This window comes from Pseudomonas sp. Ant30-3, from assembly GCF_000690905.1.
Lineage (GTDB): Bacteria > Pseudomonadota > Gammaproteobacteria > Pseudomonadales > Pseudomonadaceae > Aquipseudomonas.
Genome location: NZ_JMCL01000012.1, coordinates 1 through 20609, shown reverse-complemented (window position 1 = coordinate 20609; position 20609 = coordinate 1). Strand labels below are relative to the sequence as shown.

19 protein-coding genes and 1 other RNA gene are annotated in these 20609 nt (G+C 60.3%); 18 read left to right on the top strand and 2 right to left on the bottom strand.

Annotation, left to right across the window (positions count from 1 at the left end; all coding sequences use genetic code 11):
- On the bottom strand, positions 1–658 hold a 658-nt coding region (locus DU29_RS0103050), incomplete at its 3' end, for a penicillin-binding protein activator (RefSeq protein ID WP_028620378.1).
- A gap of 176 nt (positions 659–834) precedes the next feature.
- On the opposite strand from DU29_RS0103050, the gene rsmI reads away from it, so the two are divergent.
- The 18 genes from rsmI (at position 835) to lpxC (ending at position 20342) form a co-directional block, all read left to right on the top strand.
- Positions 835–1740: a 16S rRNA (cytidine(1402)-2'-O)-methyltransferase gene (gene rsmI / locus DU29_RS0103045; protein WP_161781270.1), complete on the top strand. Its 906-nt coding sequence runs from the start codon at positions 835–837 to the stop codon at positions 1738–1740.
- 76 nt (positions 1741–1816) lie between these two features.
- Positions 1817–2170: RNase P RNA component class A (gene rnpB, locus DU29_RS1000000130870), an RNA gene on the top strand.
- A gap of 354 nt (positions 2171–2524) precedes the next feature.
- A complete protein-coding gene (gene mraZ, locus DU29_RS0103040; protein ID WP_008147486.1) occupies positions 2525–2980 on the top strand; it encodes a division/cell wall cluster transcriptional repressor MraZ in 456 nt (151 codons plus the stop codon).
- A complete protein-coding gene (gene rsmH, locus DU29_RS0103035; RefSeq protein WP_028620376.1) occupies positions 2977–3924 on the top strand; it encodes a 16S rRNA (cytosine(1402)-N(4))-methyltransferase RsmH in 948 nt (315 codons plus the stop codon). The genes mraZ and rsmH overlap by 4 nt, the downstream gene beginning before the upstream one ends.
- Complete coding sequence (gene ftsL, locus DU29_RS0103030) at positions 3921–4214, top strand: cell division protein FtsL (RefSeq protein WP_028620375.1); 294 nt, start codon at positions 3921–3923, stop codon at positions 4212–4214. Before rsmH ends, ftsL begins: the two co-directional genes overlap by 4 nt.
- Complete coding sequence (locus DU29_RS0103025; RefSeq protein ID WP_177326936.1) at positions 4214–5953, top strand: peptidoglycan D,D-transpeptidase FtsI family protein; 1740 nt, start codon at positions 4214–4216, stop codon at positions 5951–5953. The genes ftsL and DU29_RS0103025 overlap by 1 nt, the downstream gene beginning before the upstream one ends.
- Complete coding sequence (locus tag DU29_RS0103020) at positions 5953–7416, top strand: UDP-N-acetylmuramoyl-L-alanyl-D-glutamate--2,6-diaminopimelate ligase (protein WP_028620373.1); 1464 nt, start codon at positions 5953–5955, stop codon at positions 7414–7416. The genes DU29_RS0103025 and DU29_RS0103020 overlap by 1 nt, the downstream gene beginning before the upstream one ends.
- Positions 7409–8776, top strand: coding sequence for a UDP-N-acetylmuramoyl-tripeptide--D-alanyl-D-alanine ligase (locus tag DU29_RS0103015; protein ID WP_028620372.1), 1368 nt, complete (start codon positions 7409–7411; stop codon positions 8774–8776). The genes DU29_RS0103020 and DU29_RS0103015 overlap by 8 nt, the downstream gene beginning before the upstream one ends.
- Complete coding sequence (gene mraY, locus DU29_RS0103010; RefSeq protein WP_028620371.1) at positions 8776–9858, top strand: phospho-N-acetylmuramoyl-pentapeptide-transferase; 1083 nt, start codon at positions 8776–8778, stop codon at positions 9856–9858. Before DU29_RS0103015 ends, mraY begins: the two co-directional genes overlap by 1 nt.
- 5 nt (positions 9859–9863) lie before the next feature.
- Complete coding sequence (murD, locus tag DU29_RS0103005; protein ID WP_028620370.1) at positions 9864–11210, top strand: UDP-N-acetylmuramoyl-L-alanine--D-glutamate ligase; 1347 nt, start codon at positions 9864–9866, stop codon at positions 11208–11210.
- Positions 11207–12424 carry a putative lipid II flippase FtsW gene (ftsW, locus tag DU29_RS0103000; protein WP_028620369.1) on the top strand — a complete coding sequence of 406 codons (1218 nt, stop codon included), beginning with the start codon at positions 11207–11209 and terminating at the stop codon, positions 12422–12424. The genes murD and ftsW overlap by 4 nt, the downstream gene beginning before the upstream one ends.
- Positions 12414–13484 (top strand): undecaprenyldiphospho-muramoylpentapeptide beta-N-acetylglucosaminyltransferase, encoded by a 1071-nt coding sequence (murG, locus tag DU29_RS0102995; protein ID WP_028620368.1) that lies wholly within the window; start codon positions 12414–12416, stop codon positions 13482–13484. The genes ftsW and murG overlap by 11 nt, the downstream gene beginning before the upstream one ends.
- Positions 13477–14937 carry a UDP-N-acetylmuramate--L-alanine ligase gene (murC, locus tag DU29_RS0102990; RefSeq protein ID WP_028620367.1) on the top strand — a complete coding sequence of 487 codons (1461 nt, stop codon included), beginning with the start codon at positions 13477–13479 and terminating at the stop codon, positions 14935–14937. The genes murG and murC overlap by 8 nt, the downstream gene beginning before the upstream one ends.
- Complete coding sequence (locus DU29_RS0102985; protein ID WP_028620366.1) at positions 14934–15902, top strand: D-alanine--D-alanine ligase; 969 nt, start codon at positions 14934–14936, stop codon at positions 15900–15902. Before murC ends, DU29_RS0102985 begins: the two co-directional genes overlap by 4 nt.
- A 3-nt stretch (positions 15903–15905) precedes the next feature.
- Positions 15906–16775, top strand: coding sequence for a cell division protein FtsQ/DivIB (locus tag DU29_RS0102980; RefSeq protein ID WP_028620365.1), 870 nt, complete (start codon positions 15906–15908; stop codon positions 16773–16775).
- 15 nt (positions 16776–16790) lie between these two features.
- On the top strand, positions 16791–18050 hold the full coding sequence (ftsA, locus tag DU29_RS0102975) for a cell division protein FtsA (RefSeq protein ID WP_028620364.1): 1260 nt from the start codon (positions 16791–16793) through the stop codon (positions 18048–18050).
- A 74-nt stretch (positions 18051–18124) separates the two neighbouring features.
- Positions 18125–19318, top strand: a complete 1194-nt coding sequence (ftsZ, locus tag DU29_RS0102970) for a cell division protein FtsZ (protein WP_028620363.1) — start codon at positions 18125–18127, stop codon at positions 19316–19318.
- A 112-nt stretch (positions 19319–19430) separates the two neighbouring features.
- The gene (lpxC, locus tag DU29_RS0102965) at positions 19431–20342 is read left to right on the top strand and encodes a UDP-3-O-acyl-N-acetylglucosamine deacetylase (RefSeq protein WP_028620362.1); all 912 of its coding nucleotides are present in this window, start codon (positions 19431–19433) and stop codon (positions 20340–20342) included.
- A 47-nt stretch (positions 20343–20389) separates the two neighbouring features.
- Here lpxC and DU29_RS1000000133120 read toward each other — a convergent pair.
- On the bottom strand, positions 20390–20609 hold a 220-nt coding region (locus tag DU29_RS1000000133120; protein WP_033050258.1), incomplete at its 5' end, for a hypothetical protein.

Sequence of the window (20609 nt, the reverse complement as noted above, 5' to 3'; positions counted from 1 at the left end):
CGTCAATCGCTGCTTGCTGCTGCTCCAGTGTGCCGGCGGTTTTCACCGCCAGTGCCAGGCTCATCCAGCCGCCAAGGTCATCGGCAGTGGTCGGCTGCAACTGGTCGGCCGGCAGCGAAGCGATCAAGGTCCAGATCGCCTCGTGGTTTTTGCCGGCGGCTTCGCCTTCCAGCATCGGTGCGATGAAGATGCGCTCCTTCGCGGCAGCCAGTGTCTGGCCGTCGGCTTCGAGTGCGCGGGCGCGGACGGTGCCGGTGCGAACCTGCTGCTCGGCTGACAATTCCGATAAGTGCTGCAGGCTCGGATGGGTCAGTGCAGTCAGCGCCGCTTTCGGCTGATTGCGCGCCATTGCCAGTTCCGCCGCCAGCGTACTGGCGAAAACCTGCGGGCCGGGTTTGAGCTGGTCGACGGGCACCTGCTGGAGGATTTGTGCCGACTGGCCGGCGTCGCCCTGGCGGAAGGCCAGGTCGGCAGCGCTCAGACGCAACAGAGCAGCCTGCTCTGGCGTCTTGGCCTTAGCCGCCTGATCGAGCAGTTGCTCGATGCTGGCATCCGGGGTCCGTGGAAGTTCGCCAAGGCTGGAGGAGGGCGAGCTGGCGCAGGCCGCCAGCAACGCAGCGAGGCAGAGGGCAGTGAACAGCCGCAGGCAAGCGATCATGTAGTGTTCCCGATACTCGATCAAATTAGCGTGGAAGTGTACCCAAGCACTGGCCGGGGCGCGATGTTAGTGGCGTGAATCGAGCAATTTAGCTCGTGCAAATGTTGCAGCGCCGCATAAAAGGCTGCAAAGACGAGGCTTGCTTGCAGGTATCGCAATAGTCGCGACGCGCTACAATGTCGGCTTTTACCGATCATGAGGTGTGCGCTTTGACTGCTCCAGGTGCTTTGAATTCCGCTGCTGGCTCGCTTTATGTGGTGGCGACGCCCATTGGCAACCTGGACGACATCAGTGCCCGTGCGCTGAAAATCCTGCGCGACGTGGCGTTGATCGCTGCCGAAGACACCCGTCACTCTCAGCGCCTGATGCAACATTTTGGTATTCCGACGCCGCTGGCAGCCTGTCATGAGCACAATGAGCGAGACGAAGGCAGTCGCTTCATCACGCGCTTGCTGGCAGGCGACGATGTGGCGTTGATCTCGGACGCCGGCACGCCACTGATTTCCGATCCGGGCTATCACCTGGTGCGCCAGGCACGCGCGGCGGGCATCAACGTCGTTCCGGTGCCGGGCGCCTGTGCATTGATTGCGGCGTTGTCTGCCGCCGGTCTGCCGTCGGACCGATTCATCTTCGAAGGCTTTTTGCCGGCCAAGGCAGTGGGTCGCCGCGCGCGCCTTGAGCTGGTCAAGGAGGAGCCGCGCACGCTTATTTTCTACGAAGCGCCGCACCGTATCCTCGAGTGCCTGCAAGACATGGAGTTGGTGTTTGGTCCGGAGCGCCCGGCATTGCTGGCACGCGAACTGACCAAAACCTTTGAAACGCTTAAAGGCTTGCCTCTGACGCAATTACGCGAGTTCGTCGAGTCGGACAGCAATCAGCAGCGCGGCGAGTGCGTAGTGCTGGTGGCGGGCTGGTCGCAGCCGGAAACTGAAGACGCTGTCAGTAGCGAAGCCATGCGCATCCTTGATCTTCTGCTTGAGGAAATGCCACTCAAACGCGCGGCTGCACTGGCGGCACAAATTACCGGTGAGCGTAAGAATGTTCTCTATCAGGTCGCGCTGGATAAACAGAAGGGCGAGTAAAATCCCGACGTGCCGCCATGTCCCAAGGCGTTTAGCGCTTGTTCTTCAGCCGCTCTGCCGTTAACCTTCGCGGCGGAGAGTCGATCGGACAGTCGCTGCCTTCTATGAAAATTAGGGGGGGGAGGAAAGTCCGGGCTCCATAGGGCGAAGTGCCAGGTAATGCCTGGGAGGCGTGAGCCTACGGAAAGTGCCACAGAAAATAACCGCCTAAGCGCTTCGGCGCCGGTAAGGGTGAAAAGGTGCGGTAAGAGCGCACCGCACGTCTGGCAACAGTTCGTGGCTAGGTAAACCCCACTTGGAGCAAGACCAAATAGGGTCCCAAGGCGTGGCCCGCGCTGGGACCGGGTAGGTTGCTAAAGATGTCCAGTGATGGCCATCGTAGACGAATGACTGTTCAAGACAGAACCCGGCTTACAGATCGACTCTCCACCTTTTTTCTTCTCTGCTTCAATCAGTTGCAGCGATGTGCGTAGTGGCTAATCCCCTCCCTGCTGAATCACTAGCAGAAGCGCCTTTGTAATACCGAAAAAATCTTACACTTAACAAACTACTTTAACTTCTGAGTGCAGCTTCCCGTGCTGACTCAAGTTATTGCTCCGATTTGCCCGTCAGAATGTCGTTACCTCTCCTAATACGCTGCTAAATCTCAGTTCTATAAGGCTTTTCCTTCTATCCGCGCCTTGACGGTGCGGTAGCCGCATTCCTATAGTGTGCGCAAGTGGCGGAAAGTGGCATGAAGTGGGTTTTTTGAACGTAAAACGCTAATATTTGGAGAAACGCTGACGTGTTTCGCGGAGCCAACGCAATCAGTCTCGATGCAAAGGGCCGTCTCGCTATGCCGAGCCGGTACCGTGACGAGCTCGTTTCGCGTAGTTCCGGTCAGCTGATCGTGACGATCGATGCCGTTGATCCATGTTTGTGCGTTTACCCCCTCGATGAGTGGGAAATTATCGAAACCAAACTGCGCGCACTGCCTTCGCTTCGCGAAGAGAACCGTCGCCTGCAACGTTTATTGATTGGTAATGCCGTCGACCTCGAGCTCGATGGCAGTGGTCGTTTTCTGGTTCCACCGCGTTTGCGCGAATACGCCAAGCTGGATAAGCGCGCGATGCTGGTAGGCCAACTGAACAAGTTCCAATTGTGGGACGAAGATGCCTGGGATGCGGTTTCTGCCGCTGACCTGGCTGCCATACAACAACCAGGCGCCATGCCTGATGAACTGCGTGATTTGATCCTGTGACTATTGATAGCGGCTTTAACCACATCACCGTACTGCTTGACGAAGCCGTCGAGGCTCTCGCCGTACGTCCTGATGGCTGCTATCTGGACGGCACGTTCGGGCGCGGCGGACACAGCCGGCTGATACTCAGCCAGCTCGGTCCCGATGGTCGGTTGCTTGGATTCGACAAGGATCCTCAGGCGATTGCCACCGGGCAGACGCTAGCGGCCGAAGACGGCCGCTTTGTCGTTGTGCAGCGCAGCTTTGCCGAGCTGGGTTCGGAAGTGGCCGAGCGCGGTCTTGCCGGAAAGGTCAGCGGTATTTTGCTGGATCTCGGCGTGTCGTCGCCGCAGCTCGATGACCCTGAGCGCGGCTTCAGTTTTCTCAACGACGGCCCGCTGGATATGCGCATGGACCCGTCCCGTGGCATCAGCGCTGCCGAGTTCGTCAACACCGCACCGGTGGAAGAAATCGCCCGGGTGTTCAAGGAATACGGCGAAGAACGTTTCTCCGGGCGCATGGCCCGTGCCGTTGCCGAACGTCGCGACATCAAGCCTTTTGAGCGCACCGGCGACCTCGCCGAAGTGCTCAAAGTTGCCAACCCTGCGTGGGAAAAGGGCAAGAACCCGGCCACCCGCGCGTTCCAGGGTCTGCGCATCCACGTCAACAATGAGCTCGGCGATCTGGAAGCAGGCCTCGAAGCTGCAATGGACTGCCTGGAAATCGGCGGCCGTCTGGTGGTCATCAGCTTCCACTCGCTGGAAGACCGCATCGTCAAATTGTTCATGCGCAAACTGGTGAAAGGTGAAGCCGACAACCTGCCGCGCAATCTGCCGGTTCGTCACGTCGCCTTTGAGCCGAAAATCAAAGTCCATGGCAAAGCGCAGTCCGCCTCCGAGGCCGAACTCAAAGCCAACCCACGTTCCCGTAGCGCCGTCATGCGCGTCGCGGAGAAGTTGCGGTGAGCAAGTTGTTCGCCAAGCCACTCCCAGGCGGAAGCTTTTTCATGCTGCTGTTGTTCGTCGGCGTGCTCGTTTCGGCGATCGGCGTGGCGTATAGCGCGCACTGGAATCGTCAGCTGTTGAACTCGCTATACAGCGAATTGAGCGTGCGCGACAAAGCGCAGGCGGAGTGGGGCCGGTTGATTCTCGAACAGAGCACCTGGACCGCGCACAGCCGCATCGAAGTACTGGCCACCGAGCAATTGAATATGCGCATTCCCGGCGCCGCTGAAGTGCAGATGGTGGCGCCATGATGAAACTCGGAGGCGCACTGTTCCCATGGCGGTTTCGCCTGGTGGTGGGTTTGCTCGGCGTGATGGTCGCGGCGATCTGCTGGCGCATCATCGACTTGCAAGTGGTCGACCGCGCCTTCCTCAAAGGCCAGGGCGATGCGCGCAGCGTGCGTCATATTCCGATTCCGGCTCACCGTGGTCTGATCACCGACCGTAATGGCGAGCCGTTGGCCGTGAGTACTCCGGTCACCACCCTGTGGGCCAACGCCAAGGAGATGCAGCAGGCCAAAGAAAAATGGCCAGCCCTCGCGGCGGCATTGGGGCAGGACCCAAAAGCCCTGTCCGAGCGCCTTCTGGCGCAGGCCAACAAAGAATTCATTTATCTGGTACGCGGGCTTACCCCCGAGCAGGGCCAGGCGGTGCTTGATCTGAAAGTGCCTGGCGTTTACGGCATTGAAGAATTTCGGCGTTTTTACCCAGCGGGTGAAGTGACCGCGCACATGGTCGGATTTACCGACATCGACGATCACGGTCGCGAAGGCGTTGAGTTGGCCTATGACGAATGGCTCGCCGGCGTGCCCGGCAAACGCCAGGTCATCAAGGATCGGCGCGGTCGGCTCATTAAAGATGTGCAGGTCACCAAAAACGCCAAGGCCGGTAAGCCCTTGGCGTTGTCGATTGACCTGCGCCTGCAATACCTGGCGAACCGCGAACTGCGTAACGCGATCATCGAGAACGGTGCCAAGGCTGGCAGCCTGGTGATCATGGACGTCAAGACTGGCGAGATTCTCGCCATGGTCAACCAGCCGACCTACAACCCGAATAACCGTCGCAACCTGCAGCCGGCGATGATGCGTAACCGCGCGATGATCGACGTGTTCGAGCCGGGCTCGACCATGAAAGCGATCTCCATGAGCGCCGCGATCGAAACCGGCCGCTGGAAACCTACGGACACTGTCGACGTTTACCCGGGTACTTTGCAGATTGGCAAATACACCATCAAGGACGTGTCGAAAAGTGAAGGGCCGGTGCTTGACCTGACCGGCATTCTGATCAATTCCAGTAACGTCGGCATGAGTAAGGTCGCGTTCGATATCGGCGGGGAAACCATTTTCCGTCTCGCGCAAAAAGTCGGCCTCGGCCAGGACACCGGTCTCGGTTTCCCTGGTGAACGCGTCGGCAACCTGCCGAATTACCGCGAGTGGCGCAAGGCTGAAACGGCCACGCTGTCTTACGGCTACGGGATTTCCGTGACCGCGATTCAGTTGGTGCATGCATTTTCGGCGCTGGCCAACAACGGTCGCCTCGCACCGTTGACATTGATCAAAACCGACAAGATTCCGCAATCCACTGAAGTGCTGCCTGAAGCCGTGGCCAAAACCATGCAGACCATGCTGCAACAAGTGATCGAAGCGCCGCGCGGTGTGTTCCGTGCACAGGTGCCGGCTTATCACGTCGGCGGAAAATCGGGTACTGCGCGCAAGACGTCGGTTGGCACTAAAGGCTACGCCGAGAATTCCTACCGTTCGCTGTTCGCCGGGTTCGGCCCGATGAGCGATCCGCGCTACGCCATCGTAGTGGTGATCGATGAGCCGACCAAGGCCGGTTACTACGGTGGTCTGGTGTCCGCACCGGTATTTAGCAAAGTGATGTCCGGGACCTTGCGTCTGATGAACATCACGCCGGACAACCTGCCGCCTGTGCAACAGGCCAATGCAGCACCGGTCGTTCCACTGAAAGCCAATGGAGGGCGCGGCTGATGTCTCTGAGTCTGAACAAGATTTTCGCCCACGCCGGTCGCGATCTGTTGATCCGCGAGCTGACCCTGGACAGTCGCAACGTGCGCGCCGGTGACCTGTTTCTTGCCGTCCCTGGCGGCAAGTTCGATGGTCGTGCGCATATCGTCGATGCCTTGCAGCGCGGGGCTGCCGCCGTGGCTTATGAAGTCGAAGGCGCGACCGTGCTGCCGATCACCGATGTGCCGTTGATTCCGGTGAAAGGCCTGGCCGCGCAGCTGTCCGACATCGCTGGGCGTTTCTATGGTGATCCGAGCCGCCATCTGAATCTGGTCGGTGTGACCGGCACCAACGGCAAAACCAGCGTTACGCAGCTGGTTGCGCAAGCACTGGATTTGCTTGGCCAGCATTGCGGCATTGTCGGCACGCTGGGCACCGGTTTCTACGGCGCACTGGAAAGCGGCCTGCACACCACGCCTAACCCGATCGCCGTGCAAGCGACCCTTGCCGACCTGAAAAAGGCCGGCGCCAAAGCCGTGGCGATGGAAGTGTCCTCCCATGGTCTGGATCAAGGTCGCGTCACTGCGCTGGCGTTCGATGTGGCCGTAATGACCAACCTGTCCCGTGATCATCTGGACTATCACGGGACCATGGCGGCTTATGGCGAAGCCAAGGCCAAGCTGTTTGCCTGGAATGATTTGAAATGCCGCGTGGTCAATCTCGACGACGCGTTCGGCCGGCAGTTGGCCGCCGACAAGCGCGAATCGCGCCTGATCACGTACAGCCTCGAAGACAGCAGCGCTTATCTGTATTGCCGCGACGCACAGTTCGATGACGAAGGCGTGCGCGCCACGTTGGTGACCCCTCAAGGCCAGCATCATTTGCGCAGCACCTTGCTCGGTCGTTTCAACCTGAGCAACGTGCTGGCGGCGATTGGCGCCTTGCTCGGTCTGGATTACGCGCTGGACGAAATTCTCAAAGTGCTGCCAAAACTCGAAGGCCCGGCCGGTCGCATGCAGCGTCTCGGCGGCGGCACTCAGCCTTTGGTGGTGGTCGATTACGCCCACACCCCGGATGCGCTGGAAAAAGTATTGATGGCTCTGCGCCCTCACGCCAAGGGCCGGTTACTGTGCCTGTTCGGTTGCGGCGGCGATCGCGATCGCGGCAAGCGACCGCTGATGGCTGAAGTGGTCGAGCGTCTGGCCGACGGTGTATTGGTGACCGATGACAACCCGCGCACGGAAGACCCGGCCGCGATCTTTGACGACATCCGCGCCGGTTTCAACGCTGTGGATAAAGTCGATTTCGTCGCTGGCCGTGGGGCGGCGATTGCCAAGCTGATTGCCAGCGCGTCGGCGGACGACGTGATCGTGCTGGCCGGCAAAGGCCATGAGGACTACCAGGAAATCAATGGCCAGCGTCAGGCCTTTTCCGATCTGGTCGAGGCCGATCGAGCCTTGACCGCATGGGAGGTGGCTCATGCTTAAGGCTTTGCAGCTGAGCGAATTGACCGGCGCATTGAATGCTCGCCTGGTTGCCGATGACGCCACGTTCAATGGCGTCAGCATCGACAGCCGCGCGATCGTTGCCGGCCAACTGTTTATTGCACTGACCGGCCCGCGCTTCGATGGTCATGACTATCTGAACGACGTGGCGAGCAAAGGCGCGGTCGCAGCGCTGGTCGAGCGTGAAGTCGCCGACAGCACGCTGCCGCAACTATTGGTCAAGGATACCCGTATGGCTCTGGGCCAGTTGGGTGCGATGAACCGCTCGGCCTTCACCAGCCCGGTTGCGGCAATCACTGGTTCCAGCGGCAAGACTACGGTCAAGGAAATGCTCGCGAGCATTCTGCGCACGCGTGGCCCGGTGCTGGCCACCCGTGGCAACCTGAACAACGACCTCGGCGTACCGCTCACCTTGCTCGAACTGGCGCCGGAACACACTGCCGCCGTGATCGAGCTCGGTGCATCGCGCCTCGGCGAAATCGCCTACACCGTGGCCATGACCAAACCGCACGTGGCCGTGCTTAACAATGCCGGGACTGCCCATGTCGGCGAATTCGGCGGCCCGGACAAAATCGTTGAAGCCAAAGGCGAGATCATTGAAGGACTGGCGGCCGATGGCGTCGCCGTGCTCAATCTGGACGACAAGGCATTCGACATCTGGAAGACCCGCGCAGCCGGTCGCCAAGTGCTGACATTTGCCCTGAGCAATGTCAGCGCCGACTTTTACGCCAGTGACCTGGACCGCGACGCTCGCGGCTGCCCGGCATTCAATCTGCACAGTCCTGAAGGTGTGGAGCGCGTTCAACTCAACCTGCTCGGCACCCATAACGTTGCCAACGCCTTGGCCGCAGCCGCTGCCGCGCATGCCTTGGGCGTGTCGCTGTTCGGCATCGCCACCGGACTCGGCGCGGTGCAACCGGTCAAGGGCCGCACCGTCGCGCAGCTGGCCAGCAATGGCATGCGCGTGATCGATGACACTTACAACGCCAACCCGACGTCCATGTGCGCCGCCGTTGATATACTCGCCGGCTTTTCCGGCCGCACCGTCCTGGTGCTCGGGGATATCGGCGAATTGGGCGACTGGGCTGAGCAGGGCCACCGCGACGTGGGCGAATACGCCCACGGCAAGGTATCCGCGCTGTATGCCGTCGGACCCATGATGGTCCACGCCGTGAACGCTTTTGGTGAACAGGCTCGTCACTTCGCCACGCAGGCTGAACTGATCAAAGCCCTGAAAGCCGAGCAAGACACCAATACCACCATTTTGATCAAGGGCTCGCGCAGCGCTGCGATGGAAAACGTCGTCGCCGCTTTGTGCGGGTCCAGTCTGGAGAAACATTAATGCTGCTGCTGCTAGCGGAGTATCTGCAACAGTTCCACAAAGGCTTCGCGGTCTTTCAGTACCTGACCCTGCGCGGGATTCTCGGTGTGCTGACCGCGCTGGTCTTGTCGCTGTGCTACGGCCCGTGGATGATCCGCACCCTGCAGAACCGTCAGATCGGCCAGTCCGTTCGCAACGATGGTCCGCAATCGCACCTGTCCAAATCGGGCACGCCGACCATGGGCGGCGCGCTGATCCTGTCGTCCATCGGCGTCAGCACCTTGCTTTGGGCCGACCTGAGCAACCGTTACGTCTGGACCGTGTTGCTGGTGACTTTGCTGTTTGGCGCCATCGGCTGGGTCGATGACTATCGCAAGGTGATCGAGAAGAACTCCCGCGGCCTCCCGAGCCGCTGGAAGTATTTCTGGCAATCGGTGTTCGGTTTGGGCGCCGCGATCTTCCTTTATATGACGGCTCCTTCGGCGGTGGAAACCACCCTGATCCTGCCGATGCTCAAGGACTACAGCATTCCGCTGGGCGTCGGTTTTGTGGTGCTGACCTACTTCGTGATTGTCGGCTCGAGCAACGCAGTCAACCTGACTGACGGCCTCGACGGCCTGGCGATCATGCCGACCGTGATGGTGGGCGGCGGTCTGGGGATTTTCTGCTATCTGTCCGGTAACGTGAAATTCGCCGAATACCTGCTGATCCCGTATGTCCCGGGCGCGGGCGAGTTGATCGTTTTCTGCGGTGCGCTAATCGGCGCAGGCCTGGGCTTTCTCTGGTTCAACACTTACCCGGCGCAAGTCTTCATGGGCGATGTCGGCGCACTGGCGCTGGGCGCGGCCTTGGGCACGATCGCGGTCATCGTTCGCCAGGAAATCGTCCTGTTCATCATGGGCGGCGTGTTCGTAATGGAAACCCTGTCAGTCGTCATTCAGGTTGCTTCCTTCAAGCTGACCGGTCGCCGCGTGTTCCGCATGGCACCGATTCATCACCATTTTGAACTCAAGGGCTGGCCCGAGCCGCGTGTGATCGTCCGTTTCTGGATCATCACCGTCATTCTCGTACTGGTTGGCCTTGCCACCCTGAAGCTGAGGTAGAACGAGTGTCTCTGATCGCTTCTGACCACTTCCGCATCATTGTCGGCCTCGGCAAGAGCGGCATGTCCCTGGTTCGCTTCCTGGCGAACCGGGGCACGTCGTTTGCCGTCGCCGATACGCGGGAAAATCCACCGGAACTGGCCACGCTCAAGCGTGACTATCCGCACGTGGAAGTGCGTTGTGGCGAGCTGGATGTCGAGTTTCTGTGCCGTGCCGACGAACTCTACGTGAGCCCCGGCCTGGCGCTGGCGACTCCGGCCCTGCAGGCTGCTGCCGCCCGTGGTGTGAAATTGTCCGGCGACATCGAGTTGTTTGCGCGTAACGCGAAAGCACCGATTGTTGCGATCAGCGGTTCCAACGCGAAAAGTACGGTCACCACAATGGTCGGCGAGATGGCTGCCGCGGCTGGCAAGCGTGTTGCTGTCGGCGGCAATCTCGGTGTGCCGGCGCTGGATCTGCTCAGCGACGACGTCGAGCTGTACGTGATGGAGTTGTCGAGCTTCCAGCTGGAAACCACTGAACACCTTGGCGCCGAAGTCGCCACTGTGCTCAACATCAGCGAAGACCACATGGACCGCTACAGCGGCCTGCCGGCCTATCATCTGGCCAAGCACCGGATTTTCCGTGGTGCCAGGCAGTTTGTGGTCAACCGTCAGGATGCGCTGACGCGTCCATTGATGGGCGAGGGCCAGCCGTGCTGGACCTTCGGTCTGAGCCAACCGGATTTCAAGGCGTTTGGTATCCGTGACGAGAATGGCGAGAAATACCTCGCCTTCGAATTCCAGAACCTGATGCCGGTCCGTGAACTGAAAATCCGTGGCGCGCATAACCAGTCCAATGCTCTGGCGGCCTTGGCGCTGGGCCATGCGGTCGGGCTGCCATTCGACGCCATGCTCACCAGCCTGCGCACGTTTGCCGGGCTTGAACATCGCTGCCAGTGGGTCCGTGATCTGGATGGCGTCAATTATTACAACGATTCCAAGGCCACCAACGTCGGCGCCGCATTGGCCGCCATCGAAGGCCTGGGTGCAGATATCGAAGGCAAGGTCGTGTTGATCGCCGGTGGCGACGGCAAGGGCGCTGAATTCAATGATCTGCGTGAACCGGTGGCGGCCAACTGCCGCGCCGTGATCCTGATGGGACGCGACTCCGACCAGATTGGTCAGGCCCTCGGCGACGCCGTGCCGCTGATCCGCGTCGCTTCGCTGCTCGAAGCCGTGGAGCAATGCCGCGCCGCTGCGCAACCGGGCGACGTGGTGCTGTTGTCGCCGGCTTGCGCCAGTTTCGACATGTTCAAGAACTACGAAGATCGCGGACATCAATTTGTCCGCGTCGTGGAGGACTTGGCATGAGCCTGGCCAACATCATCAAACCGTATCCTTCGCCGCTGATCACCGGGCGCGGTATCGACCTCGATTTCCCGATGCTCGCTGGCTGCCTCGCGCTGCTGGGTCTTGGCCTGGTCATGATTGCCTCGGCGTCGACCGAAGTGGCCGCCGTGCAGTCGGGCAGTGCGCTTTATTACATGATCCGCCACTTGATTTACGTGGTGCTGGGCCTGGGCGCCTGCATCGTCACCATGATGATCCCGATCGCCACCTGGCACCGCCTCGGCTGGCTGATGCTGATCGGTGCGTTCGGTTTGCTGGTGATGGTGATCATCCCGGGCATCGGGCGGGAAGTGAACGGTTCGATGCGCTGGATCGGCTTCAGCTTCTTCAACGTGCAGCCTTCCGAGATCGCCAAAGTGTTCGTGGTGATCTACCTCGCCGGCTACCTGGTGCGTCGTCAGAAAGAAGTGCGCGAAAGCTGGATGGGTTTCTTCAAGCCGTTCATCGTGCTACTGCCGATGGCAGGCCTGCTGCTGATGGAACCGGACTTCGGGGCCACCGTGGTCATGATGGGCGCCGCTGCGGCGATGCTGTTCCTCGGTGGGGTCGGGCTGTTCCGCTTCCTGCTGATGGTCGTGCTGGCGGTGGGTGCGGTGGTCTTGCTGATTCAGATGCAACCGTATCGGATGGCGCGTCTGACCAACTTCGCCGACCCGTGGGCCGATCAGTTCGGTGCCGGCTATCAGTTGTCTCAAGCATTGATCGCCTTCGGCCGCGGTGAATGGTTGGGCGTCGGCCTGGGCAACAGCGTGCAGAAGCAGTTCTATCTGCCGGAAGCGCACACCGACTTCGTGTTCTCGGTACTGGCTGAAGAGTTGGGTGCATTGGGTTCGCTGTTGACGGTCGCGTTGTTCACTTTCGTCTGTATTCGCGGCATGTACATCGGCTATTGGGCGGAGAAGGCCAAGCAGTTTTTCGCGGCCTACATCGCCTATGGCTTGTCGTTCCTGTGGATCGGCCAGTTCCTGATCAACATCGGTGTGAACGTCGGCCTGCTGCCAACCAAAGGCCTGACGCTGCCGTTCCTCAGTTATGGCGGTAGTTCGCTGGTGATCTGCTGTGCCTGTCTTGGCTTGTTACTGCGCATCGAATGGGAGAGTCGAACCCATTTGGGCAGTGAAGAGATGGAGTTTCAGGAGAGTGACTTTGCCGAGGAGCCGACCCATGGGCGCTAACGTGCTGATCATGGCGGGCGGCACCGGTGGCCACGTGTTCCCGGCGCTGGCCTGTGCCCACGAGTTCCAGTCGCGCGGTTACACCGTGCACTGGCTCGGTACGCCGCGCGGCATCGAGAACGACCTGGTTCCGGCGGCTGGCATTGAGCTGCACCGGATCAACGCCAGCGGCTTGCGTGGCAAGGGCAAATTGTCCCTGCTCAAGGCGCCGCTGATGTTGCTCAAGTCGGTCTGGCAGGCGCGGGCGATCATTCGTCGGCTGCGGCCGGTGTGCGTAGTCGGTTTTGGCGGTTATGTGACCGGTCCTGGCGGCGTTGCAGCCAGACTGGCCGGTGTGCCGGTGATCGTGCACGAACAGAACGCCGTGGCCGGTACCGCCAATCGGTTGCTGGTGCCGTTGGCCGCCCGGGTCTGTGAAGCGTTCCCCGACACCTTTACCCTGTCGAACAGCCGTCGAACCACCGGCAATCCGGTGCGCACCGAGCTGTTCCTCGGAACACTGCGACCAGCCCTGGCCGGTCGCAAGGCGCGTTTGCTGATCCTTGGCGGAAGCCTGGGCGCAGAACCGTTGAACAAATTGCTGCCTGAAGCCCTGTCGCATGTCGCCTTCGACCTGCGCCCGGAAGTGTTCCATCAGGCCGGCAGAAACCACGATGAAGTGACTGCAGAGCGCTATCGCGCGGCTGGCGTCGAGGCGCAAGTGCAGCCTTTCATCAAAGACATGGCCCACGCTTATGGCTGGGCCGACCTGGTGGTGTGCCGTGCCGGCGCACTGACCATCAGTGAACTGGCCGCCGCCGGTCTGCCCTCGATGCTGGTGCCTTTGCCCCACGCGATCGACGATCACCAGACCCGCAACGCCGATTATTTGGCCCGTGAAGGCGCAGCCTTCCTGATGCCACAAAGAACGACTGGCGCAGCGGATCTTGCCGCACGCCTGACAGAGGTCCTGATGCAACCACAACGACTCACCGACATGGCGAACGCGGCCCGCCGCCTGGCCAAACCCGATGCCACCCGTAACGTGGTCGATACCTGCCTGGAGGTGGCCCATGGTTGAGAATCAGAAAGCCATTCCTCAACCGGAAATGCGCCGCATCCGTCGCATTCACTTCGTCGGCATCGGCGGCGTGGGCATGTGCGGGATCGCCGAAGTGTTGTTGAACCTGGGCTACGAAGTGTCCGGTTCCGACCTCAAGGCTTCCCCAGTCACCGAGCGTCTTGAATCGTTCGGCGCCACCATTTATATCGGTCACCGAGCCGAGAACGCCGCGACCGCCGATGTGCTGGTCACGTCGAGTGCCGTCAACACCTCCAACCCGGAAGTCGCCACTGCGCTGGAACGCCGTATTCCGGTGGTGCCTCGCGCCGAGATGCTGGCCGAACTGATGCGCTATCGCCACGGCATCGCCGTTGCCGGTACGCACGGCAAAACCACCACCACCAGCCTGATCGCTTCGGTGTTCGCGGCCGGTGGCCTGGACCCGACGTTCGTGATCGGTGGCCGCTTGAACGCAGCGGGCACCAATGCCCAGCTCGGCACCAGCCGGTACCTGATTGCTGAAGCCGACGAAAGCGATGCCAGTTTCCTGCACCTGCAACCTTTGGTAGCCGTGGTCACGAACATCGACGCCGATCACATGGCGACCTACGACGGTGACTTCAACAAGCTGAAGAAAACCTTCGTCGAGTTCCTCCACAACCTGCCGTTCTACGGTTTGGCAGTGGTGTGCCTGGACGACCCGGTCGTTCGCGAAATCCTCCCGCTGGTCAAACGGCCGGCCGTGACTTACGGCTTCGGCGATGACTGCGACGTGCGCGCAATCAATGTGCGTCAGCAAGGCATGCAGACTTTCTTTACCGTGCTGCGCCCTGATCGCGAACCGCTGGATGTTTCGGTGAACATGCCGGGCAATCACAACGTATTGAATGCGCTCGCGACCATCTGCATCGCCACCGACGAGGGCGTCAGCGATGAAGCCATCGTTCAGGGCCTGTCCGGATTCCAGGGTGTCGGTCGTCGCTTCCAGGTGTACGGCGAACTGCCGGTCGAAGGTGGCAACGTCATGTTGGTCGATGACTACGGTCATCACCCGACCGAGGTCGCCGCAGTGATTCAGGCCGTACGCGGTGGTTGGCCGGATCGCCGGCTGGTGATGGTTTACCAGCCGCACCGTTACAGCCGCACCCGCGATCTGTACGACGATTTCGTCAATGTACTGGCTGATGCCAACGTACTGTTGCTGATGGAAGTCTACCCGGCCGGCGAAGAGCCGATCCCGGGTGCCGACAGCCGCAAACTGTGCAACAGCATTCGTCAGCGCGGTCAGCTCGACCCGATTTACATCGAGCGCGGTGTCGACCTCGCGCCGCTGGTCAAGCCGCTGCTGCGTGCCGGCGACATCCTGCTGTGTCAGGGCGCCGGCGATATCGGTGGGCTCGCACCAAAACTGTTGAAAAGTCCGTTGTTTGCCGGCGCTGTTGCCGCGCCAACCGGGGGGAAGTTGAAATGACTGCTGCTTACGCCAACCTGTTCTCCACGATTGCACCGAAAGATTTCGGCCGCGTCGCCGTGCTGTTCGGCGGCAAGAGTGCTGAACGCGAAGTGTCGCTGAAGTCCGGTAACGCGGTGCTCCAGGCGCTGCAGGGCGCGGGCGTGGATGCGTTCGGCCTGGACGTGGGCGATGACCTGCTGCAGCGTTTGCTTGCGGAAAAAATCGATCGCGCCTTCATCATTTTGCACGGTCGTGGTGGCGAAGACGGCAGCATTCAGGGCTTGCTCGAATGCGTCGGCATTCCGTACACCGGCAGCGGCATCCTGGCGTCAGCGCTGGCGATGGACAAGCTGCGGACCAAACAGGTCTGGCACAGCCTCGGCATTCCGACGCCACGTCACGCGGTATTGACCAGCGAGGCGGATTGTATTTCGGCAGCGACGGAACTGGGCTTCCCGATGATCGTCAAACCCGCCCATGAAGGTTCAAGTATCGGTATGGCCAAAGTGACGTCCACGTCCGAACTGATCGAGGCGTGGAAAGCGGCCAGTACCTACGATTCGCAAGTGTTGGTCGAGCAATGGATTCAAGGTCCGGAGTTCACCATCGCCACCCTGCGTGACCAGGTGTTGCCTCCGATTGCCCTGGGTACGCCCCACACTTTCTACGACTACGACGCCAAGTACGTGGCTTCCGATACGCAGTACCGGATCCCGTGCGGGCTCGACAGCGACAAAGAACAGGAACTGATGGACCTCACGGCGAAAGCCTGTGGGGCGCTGGGTATCGCCGGTTGGGGCAGGGCAGACGTCATGCAGGACGCCGATGGGCAGTTCTGGTTCCTCGAAGTCAACACCGCACCGGGCATGACCGATCACAGCCTGGTGCCGATGGCGGCCCGTGCCGCCGGTCTGGATTTCCAGCAACTGGTTCTGGCCATTCTGGCCGCCGGTTTTGCTGGCAACAGCGAGGCGCGAGGGTAAGACATGCAAGGCGCTCAGCTGCGACATCAGCCCCCTCCAGTACCCGGCCGCAAGCCGGTGCCTCGGGGTGCCAGCCGAATGGTGGCGAAAGAGCCGATGTCCGCGCGCCTGCCGAAAGCCAATTTTGGTTTTCTCAAAGCCTTGTTCTGGCCGGTGCTGTTGGTCGCGCTGGGGTTTGGTACTTACGAAGGTGCGCAGCGTTTGTTGCCGTATGCCGATCGGCCGATCTCCAAAGTCGCGGTGCAGGGCGACTTGAGTTACATCAGCCAGCAAGCGGTGCAGCAGCGGATCGCACCGTTTGTGGCGTCGAGCTTCTTCACCATCGACCTGGCGGGCATGCGCACCGAGCTGGAACAGATGCCATGGATCGCCCACGCCGAAGTGCGCCGGGTGTGGCCGGATCAAGTAGTGATCCGCCTTGAGGAACAGCTGCCGGTGGCGCGTTGGGGCGATGAGTCGCTGCTCAACAACCAGGGTCAGGCGTTTACTCCGCGTGAGCTGGCGAATTACGAACACCTGCCACAACTGTTCGGCCCCCAACGGGCCCAGCAGCAAGTGATGCAGCAATACCAGGTACTGAGCCAGATGCTCAGGCCGTTAGGCTTCTCGATTGCGCGTCTGGAGTTGCGTGAGCGAGGCAGCTGGTTTTTGACCACCGGTGCCGGCAGTTCGGGCCCGGGGATCGAACTGCTGCTGGGACGCGGCAAGCTGGTGGAAAAGATGCGCCGTTTCATCGCCATCTACGACAAGACGCTTAAAGAACAGATTACGAACATTGCGCGCATCGATCTGCGCTACGCCAACGGCCTCGCTGTTGGCTGGCGGGAACCTGCAGCGCCCACGACAGACCAACCCGCTGTCGCGAAGAATTAAGAAGAGGCAGGACCCATGGCAAACGTGCAAAGCGGCAAAATGATCGTCGGTCTCGATATCGGCACCTCCAAGGTGGTGGCGCTGGTAGGCGAGGTTTCGGACGACGGCACGCTGGAAATCGTCGGGATCGGTACCCATCCGTCCCGTGGCCTGAAGAAGGGCGTAGTGGTGAACATCGAGTCCACCGTGCAGTCGATCCAGCGCGCGATCGAAGAAGCGCAGCTGATGGCTGGTTGCCGGATTCACTCGGCGTTCGTTGGCGTGGCGGGCAATCACATCCGCAGCCTGAACTCCCACGGCATCGTCGCGATTCGTGATCGCGAAGTCAGTTCTGCCGACCTTGAGCGTGTGCTCGATGCCGCCCAAGCTGTGGCGATCCCGGCCGACCAGCGCGTGCTGCACACCCTGCCGCAGGATTATGTGATCGATAACCAGGAAGGCGTTCGCGAGCCTCTGGGCATGTCCGGCGTTCGTCTGGAAGCCAAGGTTCACGTGGTCACCTGCGCCGTCAACGCTGCGCAGAACATTGAAAAATGCGTGCGCCGCTGCGGTCTGGAAATCGACGACATCATTCTCGAGCAGCTGGCTTCCGCGTATTCGGTACTGACCGACGACGAGAAGGAGCTGGGCGTGTGCCTGGTGGACATCGGCGGCGGCACCACCGACATCGCAATCTTTACCGAGGGTGCGATTCGTCACACCGCCGTGATCCCGATTGCGGGCGATCAGGTGACCAACGACATCGCCATGGCGTTGCGCACCCCGACCCAGTACGCCGAAGAAATCAAGATTCGCTATGCCTGCGCCCTGGCCAAGCTGGCCGGCGCCGGTGAAACCATCAAGGTGCCAAGCGTTGGCGACCGTCCGCCCCGCGAGCTGTCCCGTCAGGCCTTGGCCGAAGTGGTCGAGCCGCGCTATGACGAGCTGTTCACACTGATTCAGGCCGAGCTGCGTCGCAGCGGTTACGAAGACCTGATCCCGGCCGGCATCGTGCTGACTGGCGGTACTTCGAAAATGGAAGGCGCCACTGAACTGGCCGAAGAGATCTTTCACATGCCGGTACGCCTGGGCGTGCCGCATGGCGTGAAGGGCCTGGATGACGTAGTGCGCAACCCGATCTATTCCACCGGCGTTGGCTTGTTGATGTACGGCCTGCAAAAGCAGTCCGACGGGATTTCGTTCTCGGGCATCGGCAGCCGCGACAGCTACAGCAACGAAGAACCGAAACCCGCCTTGCTCGATCGCATCAAGAGCTGGGTACAAGGCAACTTCTAAAGATTTATGCAACACCGCAAGACCGCAACAAACGCAGTAGGCGAAAAAACTAGAGAACGTAAAGGAGAGGGAAAATGTTCGAACTCGTAGACAACATCCCCGCAAGCCCGGTCATTAAAGTTATCGGTGTTGGCGGAGGCGGCGGCAACGCTGTCAATCACATGGTCAAGAGCAACATTGAAGGCGTTGAATTCATCTGCGCCAACACTGATGCCCAAGCGTTGAAGAGCATCGGCGCGCGGACCATCCTGCAACTGGGTACCGGCGTGACCAAAGGTCTGGGCGCTGGCGCCAACCCTGAAGTAGGTCGTCAGGCCGCTCTCGAAGATCGTGAGCGCATTGCCGAAGTCCTGCAGGGCACCAATATGGTGTTCATTACAACCGGCATGGGCGGTGGTACCGGTACTGGTGCTGCGCCGATCATTGCCGAAGTGGCCAAGGAAATGGGGATCCTCACCGTTGCGGTGGTGACTCGTCCGTTCCCGTTCGAAGGTCGCAAGCGCATGCAGATCGCCGACGAAGGTATTCGTCTGCTGTCTGAAAGCGTCGACTCGTTGATCACCATTCCCAACGAGAAGCTGCTGACCATCCTCGGTAAGGATGCCAGCCTGCTGTCGGCTTTCGCCAAGGCTGACGATGTTCTGGCCGGTGCCGTTCGCGGTATCTCCGACATCATCAAACGTCCGGGCATGATCAACGTCGACTTCGCTGACGTTCGCACCGTGATGAGCGAAATGGGCATGGCGATGATGGGCACTGGCTGCGCCAGCGGTCCGAACCGTGCACGTGAGGCCACCGAAGCGGCCATTCGCAACCCGTTGCTGGAAGACGTGAACCTGCAAGGTGCACGCGGCATCCTGGTGAACATCACCGCCGGTCCTGACCTGTCCCTGGGTGAGTACTCCGACGTGGGTAGCATCATCGAAGCTTTTGCTTCCGAGCACGCGATGGTCAAGGTCGGTACCGTTATCGATCCGGACATGCGCGACGAGCTGCACGTCACTGTCGTTGCCACCGGTCTGGGCGCGAAAATCGAGAAGCCTGTGAAGGTCATCGACAATACCGTTCACACGTCCATGCCATCGCAACCGCAACAGCAGGCGCCTGCCCGTCAAGAGCAATCGCCAGTGAACTACCGTGATCTGGACCGTCCGACCGTCATGCGCAACCAGGCTCAGGCCGGTGCTGCGACTGCCGCGAAGATGAATCCGCAAGATGACCTGGACTACCTGGACATCCCGGCATTCCTGCGTCGTCAGGCTGATTGATGGAATGTATCAGGGCTATGAAGGTGATTGGTGTTCAGCAAAGGCGTGGTCTGCTATCATCGCCAGCCTTTGTTGATACCAGTTCGCAATTTGCGCTGAAGCGGCCCAAGCCATGATTAAACAACGCACACTGAAAAATATTATCCGTGCCACAGGTGTAGGCCTGCACTCCGGGGAGAAGGTCTACCTGACCCTCAAGCCAGCGCCTGTCGACACCGGCATCGTGTTTTGTCGTGCCGACCTCGACCCTGTGGTGCAGATCCCTGCCCGCGCGGAAAACGTTGGTGAAACCACGATGTCGACCACATTGGTCAGTGGTGACACCAAGGTGGATACGGTGGAGCACTTGCTCTCGGCCATGGCTGGCCTGGGCATCGATAACGCCTACGTCGAGCTCTCCGCGTCCGAAGTCCCGATCATGGATGGTAGCGCTGGACCCTTCGTATTTCTGATTCAGTCGGCCGGCCTGGAAGAACAGGACGCCGCCAAGAAATTCATCCGCATCCTGCGTGAAGTGACAGTGGAAGACGGCGACAAGCGCGCCACTTTCGTCCCTTTCGAAGGTTTCAAGGTGAGTTTCGAGATCGATTTCGATCACCCGGTTTTCCGTGACCGCACACAAAGTGCAAGCGTGGATTTTTCCAGTACTTCGTTCGTGAAAGAAGTCAGCCGCGCCCGTACCTTTGGTTTCATGAGTGACATCGAGTACCTGCGCAAGCACAACCTCGCACTCGGCGGCAGCGTTGAAAACGCTATTGTGGTCGACGCGGATGGCGTACTGAACGAAGACGGTCTTCGCTATGAAGACGAATTCGTGAAGCACAAGATCCTCGATGCAATTGGTGACCTCTACCTGCTGGGCAATAGCCTGATTGGTGAGTTCAAGGGCTTCAAGTCCGGACATGCATTGAACAACCAGCTGCTGCGCAAGTTGATTGAGCAGACAGATGCTTGGGAAGTCGTGACTTTCGAAGACGCCAGCGCTGCACCGATCTCTTACATGCGTCCAGTTGCGGCCGTGTAAGTAAAAACCTCTCTAGTTTTTAAAGGCTGCCTCCGGGTGGCCTTTTTTTATGTGCGCCCAGCATGGGCGCAATCTTGTGGGTGAAAGTCCCGCCGTAAGCTGACCACAGCGAACGAAGTGAAGCGCAACTGCATGAGGGCGACCGAGTGTGGGGAGGAAGCGTGAATCGAAACCGCGAGCCGATGTACAAGAACCGGATACAAGGCGAAGCCGACCAGGGCGAGCGGGCATAAAACCGCGAAGCTCTTGTGGTCAAGGGTCAGGCAG